We start from the raw sequence: 21,592 nt of genomic DNA on the forward strand, positions 1-21,592 counted from the left end.
CCGGCGGTCTCGCGACCGCCGGACGTGCACAGGACCCTCGGTCAGAGGTACTGGCCGGTCGAGCTCACGGTGTCGATCGTGCGCGGCGTGCCGCTCTCGCCCTTCTTCGTGACGATCGTGCGGATGAACACGATGCGCTCACCCTTCTTGCCGCTGATCCGCGCCCAGTCGTCCGGGTTGGTCGTGTTGGGCAGGTCCTCGTTCTCGCGGAACTCGTCCACGCAGGCGGACAGCAGGTGCTCGACCCGGATGCCCCGCTTGCCGGTGGCCAGCAGGTCCTTGATCGCCGACTTCTTCGCCCGGTCCACGACGTTCTCGATCATCGCCCCGGAGTTGAAGTCCTTGAAGTACAGCGTCTCCTTGTCCCCGCTGGCGTACGTCACCTCGAGGAACTGGTTGTCCTCGTCCTCGGCGTACATGCGTTCCACCACCGAGCCGATCATCCCCTCGACGGCCGCGACGCGGTCGCCGCCGTGCTCCGCGACGTCGTCGCCGTTGATGGGCAGGTCCGCCGTGAGGTACTTGCCGAAGATCTCGGTCGCGCCCTCGGCGTCGGGGCGCTCGATCTTGATCTTCACGTCCAGGCGGCCCGGACGCAGGATCGCCGGGTCGATCATGTCCTCGCGGTTCGACGCGCCGATGACGATCACGTTGTCCAGACGCTCGACGCCGTCGATCTCGGCGAGGAGCTGGGGCACGATCGTCGTCTCGACGTCGGACGACAGCCCCGTGCCGCGCGTGCGGAACAGCGACTCCATCTCGTCGAAGAACACCACCACGGGCATGCCCTGGCTCGCCTTCTCCCGGGCTCGCGCGAAGATCAGCCGGATGTGCCGCTCGGTCTCCCCGACGTACTTGTTCAGCAGCTCGGGACCCTTGACGTTGAGGAAGAAGCTCTTCGCGTTCGGGTCCCCGCCGCGCTTCTCGGCCACCATCTTCGCCAGCGACGACGCCACCGCCTTGGCGATGAGGGTCTTGCCGCAGCCGGGCGGGCCGTAGAGCAGCACGCCCTTGGGCGGTCGCAGCCCGTGCTCCCGGTACAGGTCGGGGTGGGCGAACGGCAGCTCGACGGCGTCCCGGATCTGCTCGATCTGCGGGCCGAGGCCGCCGATGTCCTCGTAGGCGATGTCGGGGACCTCCTCGAGGACGAGCTCCTCGACCTCCGACTTCGGCACGACCTCGAACACGAACCCGCTGCGCATGTCGACGGTCAGGGCGTCGCCGACGCGCAGGGGCGTGCCCCGCAGGGATCCCGCGAGGCGGACGACCCGCTCCTCGTCGGCCCGGCCGACGACGAGCACCCGCTCGACGTCGAGGACCTCCTTGACCGTCACCAGCTCACCGATCCGCTCGAACCCGCCGGCCGAGACGACCGTCATGGCCTCGTTGAGCTTGACCTCCTGGCCGGGCGCCAGCTCGTCGAGATCCAGACCGGGGCTGGCCTGCACGTGCATCTTGCGGCCCGACGAGACGACGTCGACCGAGCCGTCGTCGTGCGCGGCGAGGAACGTGGCGTACGTCCCCGGCGGCTTCGCCAGGTCGTCGATCTGCTTCTTCAGCTCGACGATCTGGTCGCGCGCGGCGCGCAACGCCTCGGCGAGGCGCTCGTTCTTCGCCGCGAGCAGCGCCAGCTGCGAGTCGCGGCCCGACGGCGCGGCCTGGACCGGCTCCGGGCGGACAGGGTGGTCGGTCATCGCGTCCCCTCTCGTGCGGCCCGGGCGGCATCCTCCACCGGCGAGGAGGAACCCCCGAGACACAGCACACTAAGGGTCAACGCCGTGATCGCGTCGACCATTTCACGGATCGGTCGGCGTGTTCACACGATCCAGACCTCTTGTGACCTCTCCGTGACCGCACCGTGACATGCCGTGCGAGGGGCCCCGGGCCGGCGGTGACCCGCGTCGGGCTCATTCCTCGGGCGCCTGGCCGACCTCGCGCCGGACCCGGCGCAGCTTCTTGTCCGAGACCGGACGCTCGCCGAGGTCGTCCTCCGTCCACTCGGCGTCGGTGGTGCCCGGGTAGGACCCCTTCGCCGGACGCCGCTTGCGCTCGGGGGGCGCGACGCCGTCGGCCAGCCGTCGTGCGGTGATGAGGAACCCGGTGTGGCCGATCATGCGGTGCTGCGGCCGCACGGCCAGGCCCTCGAGGTGCCAGCCCCGCACCATCGACTCCCAGGCCGTCGGTTCGGCGAACCGGCCGTCGGCGCGCAGGTCCTCGGCCGTCCGCGAGAGCTGGGTGGCCGTGGCCACGTAGCACACGAGCACACCGCCGGGTGCGAGCGTGCGAGCGACCGCGTCGACGTTCTCCCACGGCGCGAGCATGTCGAGCACGACCCGGTCGACGGTGCCCGGCTCGACGACGTCGCCCACCCGGTCCGCGAAGTCTCCGACGTGCAGCTGCCAGGCCGGGTGCGCGCCGCCGAAGAAGGTCTCGACGTTGCCACGGGCGATGGCGGCGAAGTCCTCGCGCCGCTCGATCGAGTGCAGCTCGCCCGCATCGCCGACCGCCCGCAGCAGCGACAGCGTCAGCGCCCCGGAGCCGACGCCGGCCTCGACGACCCGGGCACCGGGGAAGATGTCGGCCATCTGGACGATCTGCCCGGCGTCCTTGGGGTAGACGACGGCGGCGCCGCGAGGCATCGAGAGCACGTAGTCGCTGAGCAGCGGGCGCAGGGCCAGGTACTCGATCCCCGCGGTGTTGGTCACCACCCAGCCCTCGGGGCGTCCGATGAGCTCCTCGTGGCGGAAGTAGCCCTTGTGGGTGTGGAACGTCGCCCCCTCGGCGAGGGTGACGGTGTGCATGCGGCCCTTGGGGTCGGTGAGCTGGACCTTGTCGCCGACGCGCAGCGGTCCTCGTCGTTCGTCGGCGCCGGTGGCGGCTGGAGAAGTCACGGGGGTCGAGTCTACTGACGATCGGGCGGACGGACCGCCGCGGCCACCCGCGAGACGTCGAGCACGCCGCTGACGCCGCCCGCGTCGACCACGGGCACGAGGCGTGAGCCTCGCGAGGTGGCTGCGAGCCGGTGCAGCAGCTCCGGCCCGCCGGATCCGGCGTCGACGGCGGAACCGGGCGCGAACGGGACGAGGACGGCGTCCACCGGGGTGGTCGGCGTCTGCGCCGCGGGGATGGCGGTGACGGCGCGGGGATCCACCCAGCCCACGGGCCCCCCGGCGGCGTCCGCCACCACGACGACGAGGTCCCCGGCGGTGCTCCCGGTGGCCGCCCGCACCACGTCCGCGACCGTCGATCCCTGCCCCACCACGAGGACGGGCATCGCCAGCGACCGGACCGTGACGGCACCGAGCCGTTCGCGGCGCCGACCGGTCCGCATGGCCTCGCCGGCGCCGGACCAGAGGAACGCGCCGATCAGCGCCGCCCACATGACCATGACCCAGTCGGGCCGCGCTCCGGACGCCAGGGGCCACAGCAGGGCCGCGGCGACGACTCCGACACCGACGGCGCGGCCGACCCACCCGGCCGCGAGCGTGCCGCGGGTGCGTGAGCCGGTGACCTTCCAGACCGCCGCCTCGAGCACCTGGCCGCCGTCGAGCGGGAGGCCCGGCAGTAGGTTGAAGAGACCGACGAACGCGTTCGAGAAGGCACCCGCGTACAGCAGGAGCGCGGGGACGGAGGCCACCGTCTGGGCCTGGAAGCCGAGCCAGAAGACCACAGCGAGCGCCAGGTTGGTCAGAGGCCCTACCACGGCGACGAGCGCACCGTCCAGGGGGCGGGCCGTGCCCCCGGAGTAGGCGGTGTGCCCGCCCCACAGGGTCAGTGCGAGCTCGTCGACGCGGTGGCCGCGCGCCCGCGCCACGAGGGCGTGGGCGACCTCGTGGCAGAACACCGAGGCGAACAACAGCAGCACGAACGCGAACGACACGACGAGGACGCCGGTGGTGTCCATCCGGGGCGCGAACGCACGGACGGTGGGAGCGAACAGGACGGTCAGGACGACGGCCGCGAGGAACCAGGACGGCGTCACCAGCACGGGGGCGCCGGCGACGCGGCCGATCCGCCAGCCGGAGGAACGGGGAGGCACGGGCTCAGGCTATCGGTGCGGCCCGTCGAGCAGCCTGTGGAGGACGCGCCCCGGGTGTGGGTGGCCCGCCGTAGGGTGGCGGGCATGACGACGACGGCGGACCTCGGCCCCGACCTCGCCCCGGACCCCGCGCGCTCTGCTGACGAGCCCACGGGCGAGCGCACCTCACGCCCGCCCGCGCTGTCGCCGTCGCGGGCGTCCGACTTCCTGCAGTGCCCGCTGCTGTTCCGCTTCCGGGCGATCGACCGGCTGCCGGAGCCGCCGTCGTCGGCCGCGGCCCGCGGGACGCTCGTGCACGCCGTCCTGGAGCGGCTGTACGACGCCCCGCTGGGCGAGCGCACCCGTCAGGCCGCACTCGACCTGCTGCCCACCGAGTGGGACCGGCTCGTGCAGGCCGAGCCGCGCTACGCGCAGCTGTTCCTGCCCGACGGCGACGCCGCCGACCAGCCGCTGACGTCGTGGCTCGACGGGGCGGGCCGCCTGCTCGGCACGTACTTCACCCTCGAAGACCCGAACCGTCTGGAACCCGAGGCGCGCGAGCTCTTCGTGGAGAGCCGCCTGGACGACGGCCCGCTGCTGCGCGGGATCGTGGACCGGCTGGACGTGGCGCCGGACGGCGCCATCCGGGTCGTGGACTACAAGTCGGGACGCTCCCCGCGCCCGGGGTTCGAGGGCAAGGCGCTGTTCCAGATGCGGTTCTACGGGCTCGTCGTCTGGCGTGAGCGCGGCGTGCTGCCGAAGATGCTGCAGCTCGTCTACCTCGGCGACGGCCAGGTGCTGCGGGCCGAGCCGAGCGAACGTGAGCTCCAGGTGACCGAGACCAAGGTCCGGGGGGTGTGGGACGCGATCACGACGGCGGCCCGCCGGGGCGAGTTCGTGGCCCGCCCGAGCAAGCTGTGCGGCTGGTGCGCCCACCAGGACCTGTGCCCGGAGTTCGGTGGGACTCCCCCGCCGATCCCCGAGGGCGCCCTGCGGGCGCGGCTCGGTCTGGACCTCTGAGGACCGGGCCGAACGGCTCAGACCAGCTCGAGCACCTCGCCGGCGGCCAGGCGCCGGACGACCGCCAGGTCGATGTCGGCCAGGCTCGCGGCGCGGCTGAGCCCGTCGCGCGGCTCCACGGGCAGGACCGCCTCGACACCCAGGGTGCGGGCGCCCGCCGCCAGCGCCGAACCGATCCCCGCCGGCGAGTCCTCGATCGCGACGCAGTCCTCCACGCGGACCCCGAGACGACGCGCGGCCACCAGGTACGGCTCCGGGTCGGGCTTGCCGCGGGTGACCTGGTCACCCGTGACGAGCGTGGCAAAGGCGCCCGGCACGTGGGCCGTCACGGCCTCGGCCAGGACGGCGTAGCTCATGGTCACCAGCGCGCAGGGCACACCGGCGTCGGCGAGCGAGGCGAGCAGCTCGCGCGCGCCGAGCTGCCACGGGACGCCGTCGTGGACCTGGGCGGTCACCCTCGTCAGCAGCCAGGAGACGATCTCCGGCACGGGCAGGTCGACACCGGCCTCCTGCAGCACGCCGGCCGAGACCTCGAGCGGGTTGCCGACGAGCTGCAGGGCCTGGGCGTGCGTCCAGGTCCCACCGTGCTCGGCGACCAGCTCGTGCTCGGCGGCGATCCAGTACGGCTCGGTGTCGACGAGGGTGCCGTCCATGTCCCACAGGACGGCGGCGGGCAGGGGGCGGGGCGAGGAAAGGTCGGGCACCGCACCATCGTACGGACGGCACCGGTGTCGTTCGTCGTCGTGCGGTCCCCGTCCGGTCGCGCGCTCCCGCACGGCCCTCCGGGCCGCGGTGCTGTATAGGCTTGTCAGATGAGCACCGAGCAGCCGGTCGGCCGCCACGCCGCACGTCAGACCGTCATGATCGCTGCGTTCGAAGGCTGGAACGACGCCGGCGGTGCCGCGACCGGAGCCCTGGAGCACCTGGCCGAGGTGTGGGGTTCCTCACCGCTGCGCGAGCTCGACCCGGAGGACTACCACGACTTCCAGGTGAACCGGCCCGTGGTCACCACCGGGCCGGACGGCCGGCGCACTGTCGAGTGGCCGACCACCACCGTGGCCGTCGTCGACCTCCCGGACCGGCAGGTCGTCGTCGTCCACGGCATCGAGCCGTCGTTCCGCTGGAAGGCGTACTGCCGCGAGCTGCTGGACATCGCCGAGGAGCTCGACGTGCAGACCGTGGTCACGCTCGGCGCGCTGCTCGCGGACGTCCCGCACACCCGGCCGATCCCGCTGACCGCCACGACGGAGAGCCCCGGCCTGCAGGCCGTGCTCGACGTCGAGCCGAGCACGTACGAGGGACCGACCGGCATCGTCGGCGTCCTCCAGCACGAGTCCGCGGCACGCGGGCTCCAGTCCGTCTCGCTGTGGGCGGCGGTGCCGCACTACGTCGCCAACCCGCCCTCGCCGAAGGCGACGCTCGCGATCCTCGCGCGGGTCGAGGAGCTCCTCGCGGCGGCCGTGCCCCTCGGCGACCTCCCCGAGGACGCCGAGGCCTGGCAGCGGGGCGTCGACGAGCTCGCCGGTGAGGACGCCGAGATCTCCGAGTACGTGCAGCAGCTCGAGGAGGCCAAGGACACCGCGGAGCTCCCCGAGGCCTCGGGAGACGCCATCGCCCGCGAGTTCGAACGCTACCTGCGACGCCGCGACCACGGTCCCGGCCGCGGCGGGCCGGGCCACGGCAGCCCCGACAAGGGCTGACGCCTCGTGCTCAGAGCCGGACCACTCAGAGCCGGACGCCGAGCAGGGCGTTGACGGCCCGGGCCACGACGCCCGGCGCGCCCTCCTCGTCGTGCGCGGTGTCGCGGCCGGGCGCCAGTGCGTGGTCGGCCCACGCGTCGACGGCGGCCAGCGCCCGGGGGGCGTCGAGGTCGGCGGCCAGCGCCGAGCGCAGGCTGGCCAGCAGCTCGTCCGCGGGGGGTGCCCCGTTGCCGGAGACCGCGGCACGCCAGCGGTCCAGGCGCGCCCGGCCCTCCTTGAGCGTCGAGTCGGTCCACTCCCACTCGCTGCGGTAGTGGTGGGCCAGGATGCCGAGCCGGACCGCCATCGGGTCGACGCCCTCGCCCCGCAGCGCGGAGACGAGCACGAGGTTCCCGCGCGACTTGCTCATCTTGTGCCCCTCGTACGCGACGAGCCCCGCGTGGACGTGCGCGGTCGGGGCGGCGTCCGGGCCGGCCAGCATGCGGGCGTGGGACACGGACATCTCGTGGTGCGGGAAGAGCAGGTCCGCTCCCCCGCCCTGGACGTCGAACGGCAGGCCGAGCCCGTCCCGGGCGATGACCGAGCACTCGACGTGCCACCCGGGCCGACCGGAACCGAGGACCCCACCGTCCCAGGCCGGCTCGCCGACCCGCTCGCGGCGCCACAGCAGCGGGTCGAGCGGGTTCGTCTTCCCCTCGCGGTCCGGGTCGCCGCCCCGCTCGGCGAAGAGCTCCGCCATCGTCGCGTCGTCGAGGCCCGACACCGTGCCGAAGGCCGGGTCGGCCGTGAGGTCCGCGTACACGTCGCCCAGGTCGGGCGTCGCGCCACCCGCACCCGGCTCCACGGGGACCCGGTACGCCGTCCCGTCGGCGAGCATCTGGGCGACGGCCCGGGCGATCGGCTCGACGTACTCGACGACGCCGGTCCACGGCTGCGGCGGGACGACACCCAGCGCCGTCATGTCCTCGCTGAACAGGGCGGTCTGCTCGCGGGCGAGGTCACGCCAGTCGACGCCGGTGGCCGTCGCCCGCTCGAGCAGCGGGTCGTCGACGTCGGTCACGTTCGAGCAGTAGGTCACCTGCTTGCCGGCGTCGGTCCACGCCCGGTGCAGCAGGTCGAAGGCGACGTAGGTGGCCGCGTGCCCGAGGTGCGTCGCGTCGTAGGGCGTCACACCGCACACGAAAGACCGGGCGGTCGCACCGGGGGCCGGGTCGACGAGGGCGCCCGAGGTGGAGTCGTGCACGCGCACCACGGGGCGGTGGCCGTCGGCGGGCGCGGGCAGCTCGGGGATCTGGGGGGAGGGCCAGGAATGCACGGGGCCAGGCTACCGGCGTCAGACCGGTGCGCCGGCGTCGGCCTCGAGGACCCCCGTGAGCAGGAGCACGACGACGACCGCCGCCAGGCCGTACCGGTAGTAGACGAACGGCTTGTAGGAGTAGTTCGACACGATCTTGAGGAAGCCGATGAGCACGACGTAGCCGACGGCGAAGGCCACGACGGTCGCCAGCAGTGTCGCCGCCGGACCTGCCGATCCTGTCGCCGCGGTGCCCTGGCCGGCCCGGACCAGCTCGTAGAAGCCCGACCCCAGGACCGCGGGAACCGCCAGGAGGAACGAGTAGTCGGCCGCGGACTTGCGGTCGAAGCCCATCGCGAGGCCCGCGGTGATGGTCGCCCCGGACCGGGACACTCCGGGGATGAGAGCCAGGACCTGCGCGAAGCCGAAGCCCAGGGCGCGACGCGGCGTCATGTCGCGCACCTCGAGCCGGCGCGAGGCGTAGGCGTCGGCCACCTGGAGCAGGATGCCGAAGATGACGAGGGTGGCGACCGTGAACCACAGGTTCCGCAACGTGGTCTCGATGTGCTCGGCGAACAGCACGCCGGTCACGACGATCGGCACCGAGCCGAGCGCGATGAACCAGGCCATCCGGGCGTCCAGGTCGTGGGCGCCCATCCGCGAGCGCCAGTCGGACCCGTGGTCGCCACGCAGCGACGTCCACCATCCGACGCAGGTGTCCCGGATGGTGCGCCGGTAGTAGAGCAGCACGGCGACCTCCGTGCCCATCTGCGTCACGGCAGTGAAGACGGCGCCGGGATCGGCACCGCCCACCAGCTCCCCGACGATGCGCAGCTGGGCGCTGGACGAGACGGGCAGGAACTCGGTGAAGCCCTGCACCAGGCCGAGGAGGATCGCTTCCCACGCACTCACGGGCGGCAACACTACCCGGGTGGACGACCGGTCCGGCGCGGTACCTCCGGCGCCGTCAGCGCCGCCGGTAGTGTTCCCGGCATGGAAAGACGCCAGGTGGGGTCCTCGGGGCTGCGTGTGTCCGCCCTCGGGCTCGGCACCATGACGTGGGGCCGGGGCACCGACGAGGCCGACGCCGCGACGATCCTCAAGGCGTTCGTCGACGCCGGGGGCACGCTGGTCGACACCGCGGCGTCGTACGGCGACGGCGACGCCGAACGTGTCCTGGGCGAACAGCTCACCGGCGCGGTCCCTCGCGACGAGCTCGTGCTCTGCACCAAGGGGGGCGTCCGGCACGGGCCCGACGGCCCGCGGCGGGACGCGTCCCGCGGGGCCTTGCTGGCCGACCTGGACGGCTCGCTGGCGCGGCTCGGCGTCGACCACGTGGACCTGTTCCTCGTGGCGTGCCCCGACCCGACGACGCCGTTGGAGGAGACGGTCTCGGCGCTGCGGCTCGCGGTGACCTCGGGCCGGGCGCGGTACGTGGGCCTGTCGAACTTCCCGGCCTGGTCGTCCGCCCGCGTGGCGACGCTCCTCGAGGCCGCCGACGGGATCGGGCTGGCCGCCCTGGAGCTGGAGTACTCGCTCCTGCAGCGCGGCGTGGAACGCGAGACGGTCCCGGCGTCCACCGCCCTGGGGCTCGGAGTCCTGGCGTGGTCGCCCCTCGGGCGCGGGGTGCTGACCGGCAAGTACCGGCGTTCGGTGCCGGTCGGGTCACGCGCGGCGTCGGACCACCTCGCCGGCTTCGTCGGGCAGTACCTGGAGGACGGCGACGCGGCCGCCGTGGTCGAGGCCGTCGCCACGGCCGCCGACGGTCTCGGCCGGGCACCGCTGGAGGTGGCCCTGGCGTGGCTGCTGGCCCGCCCGGCCGTCGCCTCCGCCGTCGTGGGGGCCCGCACGCCGGAACAGCTCGACGGGGTCACCCGCGCCCTGGACCTCACGCTCCCCGGCGAGGTGCACGCCGCCTTGGACGACGTGTCGGCGTTCGTCCCGGGCTACCCCGAGCGCTGGTAGGCGGTCAGGTCCGGGTCGCGGCACGCGCCGCGCGCGGCTCAGCGACCGTCGTCGTCCGCGTCCAGGTCGTCGTCCTCGTCACCCTCCTCGTCGTCCCCGTCGTCCCCGTCGTCCTCGTCGTCCTCGTCGTCGTCGTCGAGGTAGAACGGGGTGACCTCGGTGTACACCTGCGCCAGGGCGTCCTCGTACACCTCGAACGCGTCGGCGAGCACCTCGTAGGCGTCGTCGACGGCGGGGTCCTCGTCGCCGCGGCGGGAGGACACCGCGTGGTAGTGGCCCTCGAGGGCGGCGACGAAGCGGTCCAACGCGGCACGCGGATCAGCGGTCATGCTCTGACGGTAGCGTCATGCAGGGCACAATGGGCAGACGAAATCGCCGGAGCTCATCTCGGGAGGCGGACGCATGGCATCGAGCTGGCGCAAGCACGGACAGTACGAGTACCGCGTGGTCACGATCGACCGGGGCACGTCCGTGCCGGACGCACGCAGGATGCTCACCGACGAGGCCGAGTACGGCCGCTGGGAGCTCGCGCGCACCCGCTTGTACCTGGGCGGCGAGCGGCGGGTGTGGCTGCGGCGCAAGGTCATCCGGGCGACCTCGACGCTCTGACCTGCTCTCGGAGGTTCGGCGATGCAGACGTACCGCAAGGCCCGTCACGACGCACCGGCGGGGTTCTTCGACACCGAGGCGGCCGGCCTGCGCTGGCTCGCCGTCGACGGCGGTCCGCGGGTCGCGCGCGTGCTCGACGTGGGGCCGGGGCACCTGGACCTCGAACGGCTCGTCCCCGGCAGCGCCACACCGTCGGCCGCCCGGACGTTCGGCCGGTCGCTGGCCGCGCTGCACGACGCCGGGGCTCCGGCGTTCGGGACGCTCCCGTCGGGGGCCACGGAGGGCTTCTTCGGCCCGCTGGACGACCCGCTGGAGATGGTCGCCGGGTCCTGGTCCGACTGGCCCTCCTACTACGCCGAGGCGCGCCTGCGGCCCGTCCTGGCGCAGGGCCGGCGCCGCGGGGCCTTCGACGACGACGACGACGCCGCGTTCGACCGGGTCTGCGAGCGCCTGCCCCGGCTCGCCGGACCCGCCGAGCCCCCGGCGCGGCTGCACGGGGACCTGTGGTCCGGCAACGTGCTCTGGACCACCGCGGACGGCGCCGACGAGACCGACGAGGCCGACGAGGCCGCGCTGATCGACCCGGCCGCGCACGGCGGCCACCGCGAGACGGACCTGGCGATGCTCGCGATGTTCGGCGCACCGCACCTCGAGGAGATCCTCGCCGCGTACGCCGACGCGCACCCGTTGGCGCCTGGGTGGCGCGAGCGCGTGCGGCTGCACCAGCTCTACCCGCTGGCGGTGCACGCGGTGCTGTTCGGCGGCGGCTACATCAGCTCGACGCGCCGGCTGCTGGCCGAGCTGGGCGGAGACCTCAGCAGCTCATGAGCAGCCGGTCCAGCACCCGGGTGCCGAACCGCAGCGCGTCCGTGGGGACCCGCTCGTCGACGCCGTGGAACATCCCGGCGAAGTCCAGGTCGCCGGGCAGCCGCAACGGGGCGAACCCGTAGCCGGTGATGCCCAGCCGGGCCATGGACTTGTTGTCGGTGCCGCCCGACAGCGTGTACGGCAGCACGGCAGCCTCCGGGTCCTCGGCGTGCAGCGCGTCGACCATGGCGTCCACCAGGCCACCGCTGAAGGGCACCTCGAGCGACCGGTCGGTGTGGAGGGGCTCGACCCGCACGTGGGGCCCGGCGAGCTCGCGCAGCACGCCCATGGCCTCGGCGTCATGACCGGGCACGGTGCGCATGTCGAGGGTCGCCGACGCCGTGCCGGGGATGACGTTGGCCTTGTACCCGGCGTCGAGCTGGGTGGGGTTGGTGGTGTGCCGCACCGTGGCGCCGACGAACTTCGCGGCCGGTCCGAGGGCGGCCACCAGGGCGTCGACCTGGTCGGGGTCGGCACCGCCGGCCGGGTCGAACGGCAGACCGGTCAGGTCCGCCACCCCCCGCAGCAGCCGCTCGACCGTGGGTGTCAGCGTGTACGGCCAGGCGTGCGTGCCGATCCGGGCGACGGCCGCCGCGAGCTCGGTGACGGCGTTGTCGTGGTTGACCTGCGACCCGTGCCCGGCCCGGCCATCCGCGACCAGGCGGAGCCACGCGAGCCCCTTCTCCGCGGTCTGGACGAGGTACGCACGCCGGCCTCCCACGTCGACGGAGAACCCGCCGACCTCGCTGATCGCCTCGGTGGCCCCCTCGAACAGCTCGGGGTGGTGGTCGACCAACCAGCGCGCACCGAGCACGCCACCGGCCTCCTCGTCCGCGAACATGCCGATGACGACGTCCCGCGCCGGGCGGCGGCCCTCGCGCACCATCTGCCGCACGACCGCGAGGATCATCGCGTCCATGTCCTTCATGTCCACCGCCCCGCGACCCCACAGCATGCCGTCGATCTCCTCCCCGGCGAAGGGGTCGACGGTCCAGTCCGCCGCGGCCGCCGGCACCACGTCGGTGTGGCCGTGCAGCACCAGGGCCGGGCGTGACGGGTCCGTCCCGGCGAGCCGGGCGACGACCGAGGCCCGGCCCGGCGCCGACTCGTACAGCGCGGGCTCAAGACCGACGTCGGCGAGCAGCCCGGCGACGAGCTCGGCCGCCTTGCGCTCCCCCGGCCCCTGGTTCTCGCCGTAGTTCGAGGTGTCGATCCTCAGCAGGTCCTGGCAGATGCCGACGACCTCGTCCTCGGCGGTGGGACGGGTCACGTCGGGTCGCGGTGAGATCACGGGCCTACGGTACCCAGCCCGCGACCCGAAACGTTTTGGTTCCTGTCGAGCGCGGCTCCCGTCGGGCACTGTCGAGACATCCTTGCCCGCACCGAGTGAAGGAGCTCGACATGCGAAGACTCGCAGCCCTGACCGTGGCAGCCCTCGTGGGCGCCGCCGGTCTGGTGGTGGCCACCGAGCCGCCCGACGCCGAGGCGCACGGCGCCGAGGTGTTCCCCGGCAGCCGCCAGTACCTGTGCTGGGTCGACGGCCAGTCCGCGTCCGGCGGCCTCGACCCGCAGAACCCGGCGTGCGCCGACGCCTACGCGGCCGGCGGGTCCGCCGCGTTCTACAACTGGTTCGGCAACCTCGACTCCAACGGCGCCGGCCGCACCGAGGGATACATCCCCGACGGGCAGATCTGCGACGGCGGGGGCAACGGCCCGTACGACTTCTCCGGGTTCAACGCCGTGCGGGACGACTGGCCGACGACGCACGTGACGGCCGGTGAGACCTACCAGTTCCAGCACAACAACTGGGCCGAGCACCCCGGTCGGTTCGACGTGTACGTCACCGAGGAGGGCTGGGACTCCTCGAGCCCGCTCGCCTGGAGCGATCTCGAGCTCGTCGACACGGTGACCGACCCGCCGGACACCGGCGGACCGGGTGCCCTCAACTACTACTACTGGGACGTCACCCTCCCCGCCGACCGCAGTGGTGACCACATCGTCTTCACCCACTGGGTGCGCTCGGACAGCACCGAGAACTTCTACAGCTGCTCCGACGTCGCGTTCGACGGCGGGGACGGCGAGGTCACCGGGATCGGGGAGACCGACCCCGGTCCCGACCCGGACCCCGTGTGCCCGGACGAGGCCCCCGGGGTGCCCGGTGCCGCGATGGCCTCCGACGTCCGTGCGACGAGCGCGCACATCATGTGGGGCGTCGCCCAGGACGGCTGCGTGACCGGCTACGACGTCGTCGACCCGGCCACGGGCGACGTGCTGGCGACCACCGGCGGCTCCCCCATGGTGGATCTGACCGGGCTGGAACCCGAGACCACGTACGAGGTCGTGGTGCGGGCGCGCAACGACAACACGGGTGCGGTCTCGGCGACGACGGCCGCCACCTCCTTCACCACGCCCGCCGAGGACGACGACCCACCGCCCGTCGGCGACTGCACCGCCGAGGTCGGCGTCGTCAACGCGTGGAGCGGCGGCTACCAGGCCGACCTGGTCGTGACCGCAGGCTCCGACGCGCTCACGGGCTGGGAGGTGACCGTCGACGGCGCGACGGTCGACCAGGCGTGGAGTGCCGAGGTCTCCGGCAACGTCTTCACCAACGTGAGCTGGAACGGCAACCTCGCCGCGGGCGCCTCGACGTCGGCCGGTTTCATCGGCAGCGGCGATCCGAGCTCGCTGAGCGCGGTCTGCTCGGCAGCCTGAGCGAACCGTCCACGGCCGCAGCGCCGGTCTCCTGCCACGCATCGCGGCAGGAGGCCGGCGCTGTGGGGCACGTCAGGGCTGGGACGCCTCGGTGGGCCAGGGCTCCGACGGCTCGCGCGGGTCGTGCGGCAGCAGGGACGCCATCCACGAGTCGCGCAGGACGCCCCGCTGGGGGCGGTAGCGGCGCAGGATGCCCTCGAACCGGAACCCCAGCTTCCAGGCGACGCGGCGCGAGGGCCAGTTGCCGACGAACGCCTGCCACTGCAGGCGCTCCAGGCCCAGCCCTTCCGGGTCCAGCGCCCAGTCGGCCGCCAGGCGAGCTGCGGCGGTCGTCAGGCCTGTGCCGCGGGCGTCGGGCGCCGTCCAGTAGCCGATCTCCCCGGCCTGCTCCTGCCCCGGCGCACCCATCTTCCGGGTGATGCCCATCATGGCCAGCACCGGGCCGTCCACGCTGCCCGGCGCCCGCACGGCCCAGGTGAACATGGTCTCCTCGGCCCAGCCGGTGGGCACCGTCCGCGTGACGAAGCTCTCGGCGTCGGCGCGCACGTACGGGGACGGCATGACGGTCCACGCGGCGATCTCCGGGTCGGCGCACACCTGGGCGACCCGATCGACGTCGACGGCGGTGGGGACGGACAGCGTCACCTCGGCGCTGCGCAGGACGAACGGTTCCATGGGCGCATCCTGCCAGCGCGCGCCCGGTGCACCGCGGATCAGTCCTGCGCGGGTCCGGACCCCGGCGCGGCCCGGGGCAGCGGCTCAGGGTCGTCGCCGTCCTCCTCCGACCGGTCCGGCGGCGGGTCGGGACTGCCGTCGGCCGCGGCGGGCAACGGCACCGGGCGGTCACCGCGCAGGGTCGAGAAGACGGTCCAGACGACCGCGACGAGCGGCACCGCGACGACGGCCCCGAGGATGCCGGCGAGCACGGTGCCCGAGAGCACCGCCACCGCCACGACCACCGGGTGCAACGAGACCTGCTTGCCCATGATGAGCGGCTGCAGGACGTGCCCCTCGAGCTGTCCGATCGCGGCGATGCCGAGCGTGACGATGAGCGCCGTGACGAAACCCTGCGCGGCGAGCGCCACCACCGCGGCGATGATCATGGCCAACGGCGCGCCGATGATCGGGATGAACGCGCCGATGAGGACGAGCACGGCCAGCGGGGCCGCCAGCGGCACCCCGAGGATCTGCAGCAGCACGAAGGCGAGGACGCCGTCGATGAACGCGATGATGACCGTGCCACGGGCGAACCCGGAGAAGGTGTACCAGCCGGCTCCGGCGGCCTCCTGCCAGCGCCGGCGCTGCCGGGCGGGCACCTGCCCCAGGAACCAGCGCCACATGTTGGCGCCCGAGTGGACGAAGAACACGGTGCAGAAGATCGCGAGCGCGAAGACCATGAGGCCCTCGACCACCGAGCCTGCCCGTTCCGCCGCCTGCCCGGCGATGTTCTCCGCGTTGTCGCCGAGCCACTCCTGGCCGGCGTCGATCCACTCGTTGAGCTGCTCACCCGTGACCGACAGCCCGAAGGGCAGGTTCTGCAGCGAGTCGAGGATCTGGTCCACGCCGGTGTCGAACTCGCCGGCCAGGCGGGTCCACTGCCCCGCGACGGACGCCACGACGTACGTCAGCAGCCCTCCGAAGACGATCACGCCGCTGAGCAGCGCGAGCACGGTGGCGAGCACGCGCGGCATGACCCGGGCGTAGAGCTCGGCCAGCGGCCGGAACACCGACGTCAGGACCAGGGCGAGGAAGATCGCGACGAAGACCACCTGGACCTGGGTGGTCGCGTAGACCACCAGCGCGACGGCCGCGACGACGGCGACGAGCCGCCACGACCAGCCGCCCGTCGTGCGCAACCACTGCGGCACGTTCTCCGTCGCCTCGTACACGTCGATCCCTCCGGCTCGGGTGGTGCCAGTGTGCGGCGCGGGACGGCTCAGTGCACGGAGAACCCGCCGTCGACGTGGATCGACTGTCCTGTGACGTACGCCGACGCCCGGCTGGCCAGGAACACGGCGGCGCCGGCGAAGTCGTCGGGCACGCCGTTGCGGCCCACGAGGGTGCGGTCCGCGAGCGCCGCGACACGGGTCGGGTCGTCCTGCAGGCGCTGGTTCAGCGGCGTGAGGACGAAGCCCGGCACGAGGGTGTTCGCCGTGACGCCGTGGGGCGACCACGCCTCGGCCTGGGACCGGGCGAGCGACTCGAGACCGCCCTTGGAGACGCCGTAGGCGCCGCTGGTGACGAACGCCCGGTGCGCCTGCTGGGAGCTGACGTGGATCAGGCGGCCGTCGCCGCGGGCGGCCATGGCCGGCCCGAACCGCTGACCGAGCCAGAACGGTGCCTCCAGGTTGACGGTCATGGTGGCGTCCCAGACCGACTCGTCGATCTCCGCCATCGGCGGACGCAGGTTGATCCCGGCGCTGGAGACCACGACGTCGGGCTCGCCGAAGGGCTCCACCACGGCGTCGCAGACGGCCCGGATCCCCGGGCGCGACGACAGGTCGCCGACCACCGCAGCGGCCAGGCAGCCCGCCGCGGTGAGGTCGTCGACCGTGGCCTGCAGGGCGTCGCGCCCACGGTCCACGACGACGACGGCGGCACCCGCGCGGGCCAGCGCCGTGGCGATCGCCCGGCCGATCCCGGAGCTGCCACCGGTCACGACGGCGGTGCGGCCGTCCAGCGAGAACAGGTCCTCCACGTACGCCTGACCGGTCATCCGCGCAGCGTCCGGGCGAAGAAGGAGCTGGACGCCGCCACCACCTCGGCCTGGGCACGGGGGTCGTGCTGCTCCGGGATCACGAAGCCGTAGTGGCCCGCCGTGGGCGCGCCGACCGTGCCGCCGTCGGCCCCGGGGATCAGCTCGGCGTAGCGCACGCCGTTCCCGGCCGGCGGCGTGATGTCGTCCGCGGCGGCCCAGCGCACGCCCACCGGCACACCGACGGCGGCGAGGCTCTCCGAGGTGACCAGCGGCCCCACCGCCGGGCACAGCAGGAAGCCTGCCCGGACCCGCGGGTCGCGGTGGTCGGCGGCGGCCCGGTCCACCCAGCCGCGCACGTCGTCCTCGCCGTAGCGTGCGGCGAGCTCCTCGGCGACGCCCGGGTACTCCGGGATCGGCGGCGACTCGATCTGCCCGGTCAGCAGCGCCGCGTACGCGTTGGCGGAGACCCGAGCCCCGCACACGGCCGCCGCGGTGTAGCCGCCGAGCGAGAACCCGCAGGCCCCCACCGGGCCGCGTGCCTCCACGTGGTCGAGCACGAAGGACACGTCTCGCGGCCGTTCCCACCACCAGGCGAAACCCTCGGCGAGATACCCGTCGACGTGGTTGTTGCCGTGGTGGTCGACCGCGGCGACGTCGAAGCCGGCGTCCCGCAGGCCCGTGGCCCACCAGGCGAGGTCGGCCGCCGCGCCGCCGGTGCCGTGCGAGAGGACCACCAGGGGCGCGTCGGCACGGTCCGCGCGCCACACGTGCACGCGCACGGGCCGGTCGGCACCGGAGTCGATCGCGCGGCGGGCAGGGTCGGTCAGGTGCAGCGTCTGCGGTTCCACGGGCCGATCCTTCCATGCCGGACGATTCGCCCGCGAGACCAGCTCCGACGACCCCAGGACCGAGTTCGGGCACGGTGGACCACCGTCGCCGTGGTCGCTGCGCGGTCAGCGGGCGTCGTGCAGCTGGGCGAACTGCCACGCGATCGCGGTGGCGTCAGGGCCGGCGGTGTCGGTGAAGATGCCGACGGCGCCGGGGGTGGACCAGGCGTGGGCGAGCTCGTCGGCGTGCACGTACTCGATCAGCACCTGCCCGCCGGGGCCGCGATAGGTGGTCTGCTCGTACTCGTAGCGGATCCCGGCGGCCGGGTGGACGACGGTGTCAGGGACGAGCTCCGGGCTGCCGTCGAGCGCGTCGTCGACAACGAGGTCGACGACCGTGCGCCAGTGCTGCACCAGCCGCTCTCCGACGAGACTCGGCACGACGTCGTCGCTGCCGCCCTGCACGACCAGCAGCGGCACGGCGCGGGCCTGCTCGCCCATCTGCGCCCACGCCTGCCGTCCGGTGACCGACGGCGGGGTCGCGTCCGGGTCGTCCGGATCGACCTGGTCGAGACCGTACTCGCCGCCGGCCACCGAGGTGACGGTGGCGAACACGTCCGGGTAGGTGACGCCGAGGATCACGGCGGTGCCCGCGCCGGAGGAGGCGCCGGCGACGTGGATGCGCTCGGGATCGGCGCCGTAGCGCTCGACGACGTCGCGGGCCACGCCGGCCAGCAGCGCCGCCTCCCCGCTGCCGCGGACCTGGTTGCGCGGGTCGTCGGAGTTCCAGCAGTTGATGCGATGGGCGAACATGCGCTGGGTCGGGTAGACGACGATGATCCCCTCACGGTCAGCGAGATGGTCGAACTGGCTGGATCCCTTCATCGAGTTCCACCCGTACCCCGTCATCCCGCACCCGTGGATCGCCATCATCACCGGCAACGCCGTGTCGCCGTCGTGCTGCGGCGGAAGGTGCACCTGGTAGCGCTGGCGGGTGCCGTCTGCCCCGACGTGCACGTGGTGGTGGTCCCCCTCGCCGCTCCACCACGGCAGACCGAGCTGGAACACCAGGGTGAGCACCGTCACCATCCCCGCCAGGAGTCCGACGGCCCCGCCGACCCACCAACGACGCCGGCGCCGGCGCCGGCGCTGGCGGACGGCGGGCTGCTCAGGTCCGCCGTCGGGCGCGGAGCCGCTCGCACGCTCGGGTGCGGGCTCGGACACCGCTTCGGGTGAGGGCGCGGTCATGGGGTTCTCCGTTCGATGGTGCGTCTCCGTCGGACCGAGCCCAGACCCAGTTCTCGCCACACGGACAGACCGGAGTCGAGCCCTTGGCCCCCGGGGGCTCATGCGTCCCGGCGGCGCAGCAGCAGACCGGCGACGGCGAGCAGCACCGCCACCCAGCCGACCAGGACGAGAGCGCCGTGCCACGGCTCACCGAGCCAGCCGCCGTCGGCCGAGGGCGCGGACAGGTCCACCCAGCGCTGGGACGCCGGGTAGGTGAAGAGCAGCTTGCCCGCGATCGTGGGCAGCAGGGACGCGAGGTTCTCGCCCCAGGCCGGCGGGTCGCCCCCGAACAGCAGGCTCAGCGCGACCGGCGCGGCGAGCAACAGGCCGAGCGAGATCGCGATGCCGCCGGAGACGCTGCGGACCAGCGCACCGATCGCGAACGCGATCAGGGCCACGAGCACCAGATAGGCGACACCGCCGAGCACGGCAGACCAGTACTGCGGGTCGTCGAGGTGAACGTCGACGTCGTTGCCCGCCAGCAGCCCGGTCGAGAGCGGCACGGCGGCGGCGAACGAGACGGCCGCCACCACGAACGTGGCACAGCCCAGCACCAGCGCCTTGGTGCCCAGCACCGGCAGCCGGCTCGGCACGGCCGCGAGGCTGCTGCGGATGGTGCCGGTGCCGTACTCCCCGGCGATCACCAGCGCCCCGAGCACGGCGACCACCAGGGCACCGAAGTCGGTGCCGGGCGCACGGTGAAGTCGACACCGTCGACCGCGGTCGTGGCGCCGTAGCGCTTCGTCAGGGACTGCGCCTCGATCACGAGCGGTCCCGGTCTCTGGTGTGCATGACACCACCCGACACCGTGTTGCCGCCACAGGGTCAAGGAGCCTCGGTCAGCGACTCGAGCGCGACAGCGCGAGCACGCCAGGCGACGCGGTCGTGGCGGCAGCCACGGTCACGGCAGGGGCAGGTCACGCAGCTCGCGACGGGAGGTGATGGCGAGCTTGCGGAAGATGGCCCGCAGGTGGGCCTCGACGGTTCGTGGGCTGAGGAAGAGCTGCGCGGCCACCTCGCGGGAGGTAGCGCCGGTGGCCACCAGCCGTGCCACGTGCAGCTCCTGGGCGGTGAGGTCGTCGGTGGGCTTCTCCGTGCGTTCGCGCGGATGCTCGCCGGTGGCGCCCAGCTCCCGGGCAGCGCGGGCGGCGAAGGCGTCCACTCCCATGCCTGTCAGCATCTCGTGCGCGGTACGCAGCTGCTCGCGCGCGCCCTGCCGGCGTCCCTCGCGGCGCAACCACTCGCCGTAGACCAGGTGGGCGCGGGCCAGGTGAGTGGCCATCCGGCTGCGTCCGAGCTGGTCGATCGCCTCCCGGTAGTGCTCCTCGGCGTCCGGCCCGGTGCTCAGCAACGCCCGCGACCGCGCGTACAGCCCCAGCCCCCACGCGGTGCCGCTGGCCTGGGCCCGCACTCTGAGCTGTTCCAGCGCCGCGTCAGCCCGTCCCGGCTCGCCGGCGTGCACGCAGGCCTCCACGAGCTCGGGCAGCGCGATGCTGGCGAAGGTCAGCTCGCCGCGTTCCACCGGCACGCTCGCCGCGGCGAGAGCCTCGCCGTAGTTGCCCAGTCCGTTGTGCAGCGCGGCCATGGCGACGTCGGCCAGTCCGAGCGTCGCGCCCTCTCCCCTCCCCTTCGCCTCGGCCACCATCGTGGCGTGCAGCGCGGTCGTCTCCGCCCGGCGCCCCTGCCAGGCGGCGAGGATGAGCCGGGCGTTGGGCAGCGGCGGGCCCCCGGTCGCGCTCCGGATCGCGGCCTCCTCGGCCACCAGCTCGGCGGCACGGCCCAGGTCGCCGGTGAGCACCAGTACCGAGGAAAGAGCGTTGAGGGCCGCCGGGAGCCGTGACAGCGCGCCGGCCTCGCGGGCGAGACGCACGTCGAGCTCGGCCAGCGCGTGCACGGCGTCGTCGTCCCACCCGGCGGGCGACGAACCCGAGCACCTGTGCCGACGCCTCGTCCAACCACTGCACGTCGTCCACCAGGCACAGCAATGGTCGCTCCTCGGCGACCTCCGCCAGCAGGCTGAGCACGGCCAGCCCCACCAAGAACCGGTCCGACGTCGGACCGATCGCCTGCCCGAACGCTACCCCCAGCGCTCTGCGCTGGGGCTCCGGCAGCGCGCGCACCCGCTCCAGCGCCGTCGCGCACAGCTGGTGCAGGCCGGCGAACGCGAACTGCACCTCCGACTCGGCAGCGGTCGCCCGGTCCACCCTGAACCCGGAGGCCACAGCCACGTCACCGGCGTGCTCCAGCAGCGTCGTCTTGCCGATGCCGGCCTCGCCACGCACCACGAGTGCCCCGCTGCGGCCCGCCCGCGCGTCCGCGAGGAACCGATCGACCACCGCCGCCTCGGTGCGCCGCCCCAGGATCCTCACCAGGCACGCCTCCGTCTGCTCGGACCGCCGTCCTTGCGGACCGGGCTCGGGCCAAGTCCCCGACCAGGCCATTCTCACCGAGACGAACCACCGCGACCAGAGACTTCACCCGCGACCGACGACACGACCCGGGCGCGTGCCGCGGACGGGTGCCCGCAGCGGCCGGCTGGCGCGGTCCGGCTCTCTTCCGCCTGTCCTCGTTGGACCCTCGCTCACGTGCGTGATT

21 protein-coding genes and 2 pseudogenes are annotated in these 21,592 nt (G+C 73.6%); 6 read left to right on the top strand and 17 right to left on the bottom strand.

Going from position 1 to position 21,592, the window contains the following annotated elements:
* Window positions 1-41: 41 nt before the first annotated feature.
* The 3 genes from arc to UQW22_RS15470 all read right to left on the bottom strand — a co-directional run bounded on the left by arc (window position 42) and on the right by UQW22_RS15470 (window position 4,039).
* Window positions 42-1,694, bottom strand: coding sequence for a proteasome ATPase (arc, locus tag UQW22_RS15460; RefSeq protein WP_407317961.1), 1,653 nt, complete (start codon window positions 1,692-1,694; stop codon window positions 42-44).
* 213 nt (window positions 1,695-1,907) lie between these two features.
* Window positions 1,908-2,891, bottom strand: a complete 984-nt coding sequence (locus UQW22_RS15465; RefSeq protein WP_407317962.1) for a tRNA (adenine-N1)-methyltransferase — start codon at window positions 2,889-2,891, stop codon at window positions 1,908-1,910.
* 11 nt (window positions 2,892-2,902) lie between these two features.
* Entirely contained in the window at window positions 2,903-4,039 is a 1,137-nt protein-coding gene (locus tag UQW22_RS15470) for a site-2 protease family protein (protein WP_407317963.1), read from the bottom strand.
* Between the two features lie 84 nt (window positions 4,040-4,123).
* On the opposite strand from UQW22_RS15470, the gene UQW22_RS15475 reads away from it, so the two are divergent.
* Entirely contained in the window at window positions 4,124-5,038 is a 915-nt protein-coding gene (locus UQW22_RS15475; protein ID WP_407317964.1) for a RecB family exonuclease, read from the top strand.
* 17 nt (window positions 5,039-5,055) lie between these two features.
* On the opposite strand, the gene UQW22_RS15480 is transcribed toward UQW22_RS15475, so the two are convergent.
* Window positions 5,056-5,742, bottom strand: a complete 687-nt coding sequence (locus UQW22_RS15480; protein WP_407317965.1) for an HAD family hydrolase — start codon at window positions 5,740-5,742, stop codon at window positions 5,056-5,058.
* Between the two features lie 108 nt (window positions 5,743-5,850).
* Here UQW22_RS15480 and UQW22_RS15485 point away from each other — a divergent pair, with 108 nt between their 5' ends.
* Entirely contained in the window at window positions 5,851-6,738 is an 888-nt protein-coding gene (locus tag UQW22_RS15485; RefSeq protein WP_407317966.1) for a PAC2 family protein, read from the top strand.
* Window positions 6,739-6,763: 25 nt separating this feature from the next.
* Here UQW22_RS15485 and mshC read toward each other — a convergent pair whose 3' ends face one another.
* Together mshC and UQW22_RS15495 are read right to left on the bottom strand one after the other, a co-directional pair.
* Entirely contained in the window at window positions 6,764-8,053 is a 1,290-nt protein-coding gene (gene mshC, locus UQW22_RS15490; RefSeq protein ID WP_407317967.1) for a cysteine--1-D-myo-inosityl 2-amino-2-deoxy-alpha-D-glucopyranoside ligase, read from the bottom strand.
* An 18-nt stretch (window positions 8,054-8,071) separates the two neighbouring features.
* Window positions 8,072-8,944 carry an undecaprenyl-diphosphate phosphatase gene (locus tag UQW22_RS15495; protein ID WP_407317968.1) on the bottom strand — a complete coding sequence of 291 codons (873 nt, stop codon included), beginning with the start codon at window positions 8,942-8,944 and terminating at the stop codon, window positions 8,072-8,074.
* 81 nt (window positions 8,945-9,025) lie between these two features.
* Between UQW22_RS15495 and UQW22_RS15500 the strand changes: the two genes are divergently transcribed.
* Complete coding sequence (locus UQW22_RS15500; RefSeq protein WP_407317969.1) at window positions 9,026-9,997, top strand: aldo/keto reductase; 972 nt, start codon at window positions 9,026-9,028, stop codon at window positions 9,995-9,997.
* Between the two features lie 38 nt (window positions 9,998-10,035).
* Here the strand turns inward: UQW22_RS15500 and UQW22_RS15505 are convergent, their stop codons facing one another.
* Entirely contained in the window at window positions 10,036-10,326 is a 291-nt protein-coding gene (locus UQW22_RS15505; protein ID WP_407317970.1) for a primosomal protein, read from the bottom strand.
* Between the two features lie 73 nt (window positions 10,327-10,399).
* On the opposite strand from UQW22_RS15505, the gene UQW22_RS15510 reads away from it, so the two are divergent.
* Both UQW22_RS15510 and UQW22_RS15515 read left to right on the top strand, forming a co-directional pair.
* On the top strand, window positions 10,400-10,606 hold the full coding sequence (locus UQW22_RS15510) for a DUF5703 family protein (protein ID WP_106269450.1): 207 nt from the start codon (window positions 10,400-10,402) through the stop codon (window positions 10,604-10,606).
* Between the two features lie 21 nt (window positions 10,607-10,627).
* On the top strand, window positions 10,628-11,434 hold the full coding sequence (locus tag UQW22_RS15515) for a fructosamine kinase family protein (RefSeq protein ID WP_407317971.1): 807 nt from the start codon (window positions 10,628-10,630) through the stop codon (window positions 11,432-11,434).
* Here the strand turns inward: UQW22_RS15515 and UQW22_RS15520 are convergent.
* A complete protein-coding gene (locus UQW22_RS15520; protein ID WP_407317972.1) occupies window positions 11,421-12,764 on the bottom strand; it encodes a M20/M25/M40 family metallo-hydrolase in 1,344 nt (447 codons plus the stop codon). The genes UQW22_RS15515 and UQW22_RS15520 overlap by 14 nt on opposite strands.
* A gap of 110 nt (window positions 12,765-12,874) precedes the next feature.
* Here UQW22_RS15520 and UQW22_RS15525 point away from each other — a divergent pair, with 110 nt between their 5' ends.
* The gene (locus UQW22_RS15525) at window positions 12,875-14,185 is read left to right on the top strand and encodes a lytic polysaccharide monooxygenase (protein WP_407317973.1); all 1,311 of its coding nucleotides are present in this window, start codon (window positions 12,875-12,877) and stop codon (window positions 14,183-14,185) included.
* Between the two features lie 72 nt (window positions 14,186-14,257).
* Here UQW22_RS15525 and UQW22_RS15530 read toward each other — a convergent pair whose 3' ends face one another.
* From UQW22_RS15530 to UQW22_RS15570, 9 genes and pseudogenes are all read right to left on the bottom strand, one after another.
* On the bottom strand, window positions 14,258-14,860 hold the full coding sequence (locus tag UQW22_RS15530) for a GNAT family N-acetyltransferase (protein ID WP_407317974.1): 603 nt from the start codon (window positions 14,858-14,860) through the stop codon (window positions 14,258-14,260).
* A gap of 38 nt (window positions 14,861-14,898) precedes the next feature.
* Window positions 14,899-16,074: an AI-2E family transporter gene (locus tag UQW22_RS15535; protein WP_407317975.1), complete on the bottom strand. Its 1,176-nt coding sequence runs from the start codon at window positions 16,072-16,074 to the stop codon at window positions 14,899-14,901.
* A gap of 47 nt (window positions 16,075-16,121) precedes the next feature.
* Window positions 16,122-16,901: an SDR family NAD(P)-dependent oxidoreductase gene (locus tag UQW22_RS15540; RefSeq protein WP_407317976.1), complete on the bottom strand. Its 780-nt coding sequence runs from the start codon at window positions 16,899-16,901 to the stop codon at window positions 16,122-16,124.
* Window positions 16,898-17,731 carry an alpha/beta hydrolase family protein gene (locus tag UQW22_RS15545; protein WP_407317977.1) on the bottom strand — a complete coding sequence of 278 codons (834 nt, stop codon included), beginning with the start codon at window positions 17,729-17,731 and terminating at the stop codon, window positions 16,898-16,900. The genes UQW22_RS15540 and UQW22_RS15545 overlap by 4 nt, the downstream gene beginning before the upstream one ends.
* Before the next feature lie 105 nt (window positions 17,732-17,836).
* Window positions 17,837-18,958, bottom strand: coding sequence for an alpha/beta hydrolase family esterase (locus UQW22_RS15550; RefSeq protein WP_407317978.1), 1,122 nt, complete (start codon window positions 18,956-18,958; stop codon window positions 17,837-17,839).
* 98 nt (window positions 18,959-19,056) lie between these two features.
* Window positions 19,057-19,665, bottom strand: a complete 609-nt coding sequence (locus UQW22_RS15555; protein ID WP_407317979.1) for an ABC transporter permease subunit — start codon at window positions 19,663-19,665, stop codon at window positions 19,057-19,059.
* 20 nt (window positions 19,666-19,685) lie between these two features.
* Window positions 19,686-19,763, bottom strand: a pseudogene (locus tag UQW22_RS15560) (ABC transporter ATP-binding protein); the annotation flags it as partial.
* Window positions 19,764-19,898: 135 nt separating this feature from the next.
* Window positions 19,899-20,891, bottom strand: coding sequence for a LuxR C-terminal-related transcriptional regulator (locus tag UQW22_RS15565; RefSeq protein ID WP_407317980.1), 993 nt, complete (start codon window positions 20,889-20,891; stop codon window positions 19,899-19,901).
* Window positions 20,892-20,910: 19 nt separating this feature from the next.
* Window positions 20,911-21,438, bottom strand: a pseudogene (locus tag UQW22_RS15570) (AAA family ATPase); the annotation flags it as partial.
* Window positions 21,439-21,592: the final 154 nt, after the last annotated feature.

The sequence above is a fragment of the Isoptericola halotolerans genome (genome assembly GCF_045689585.1).
Taxonomy (GTDB): domain Bacteria; phylum Actinomycetota; class Actinomycetes; order Actinomycetales; family Cellulomonadaceae; genus Isoptericola; species Isoptericola halotolerans_B.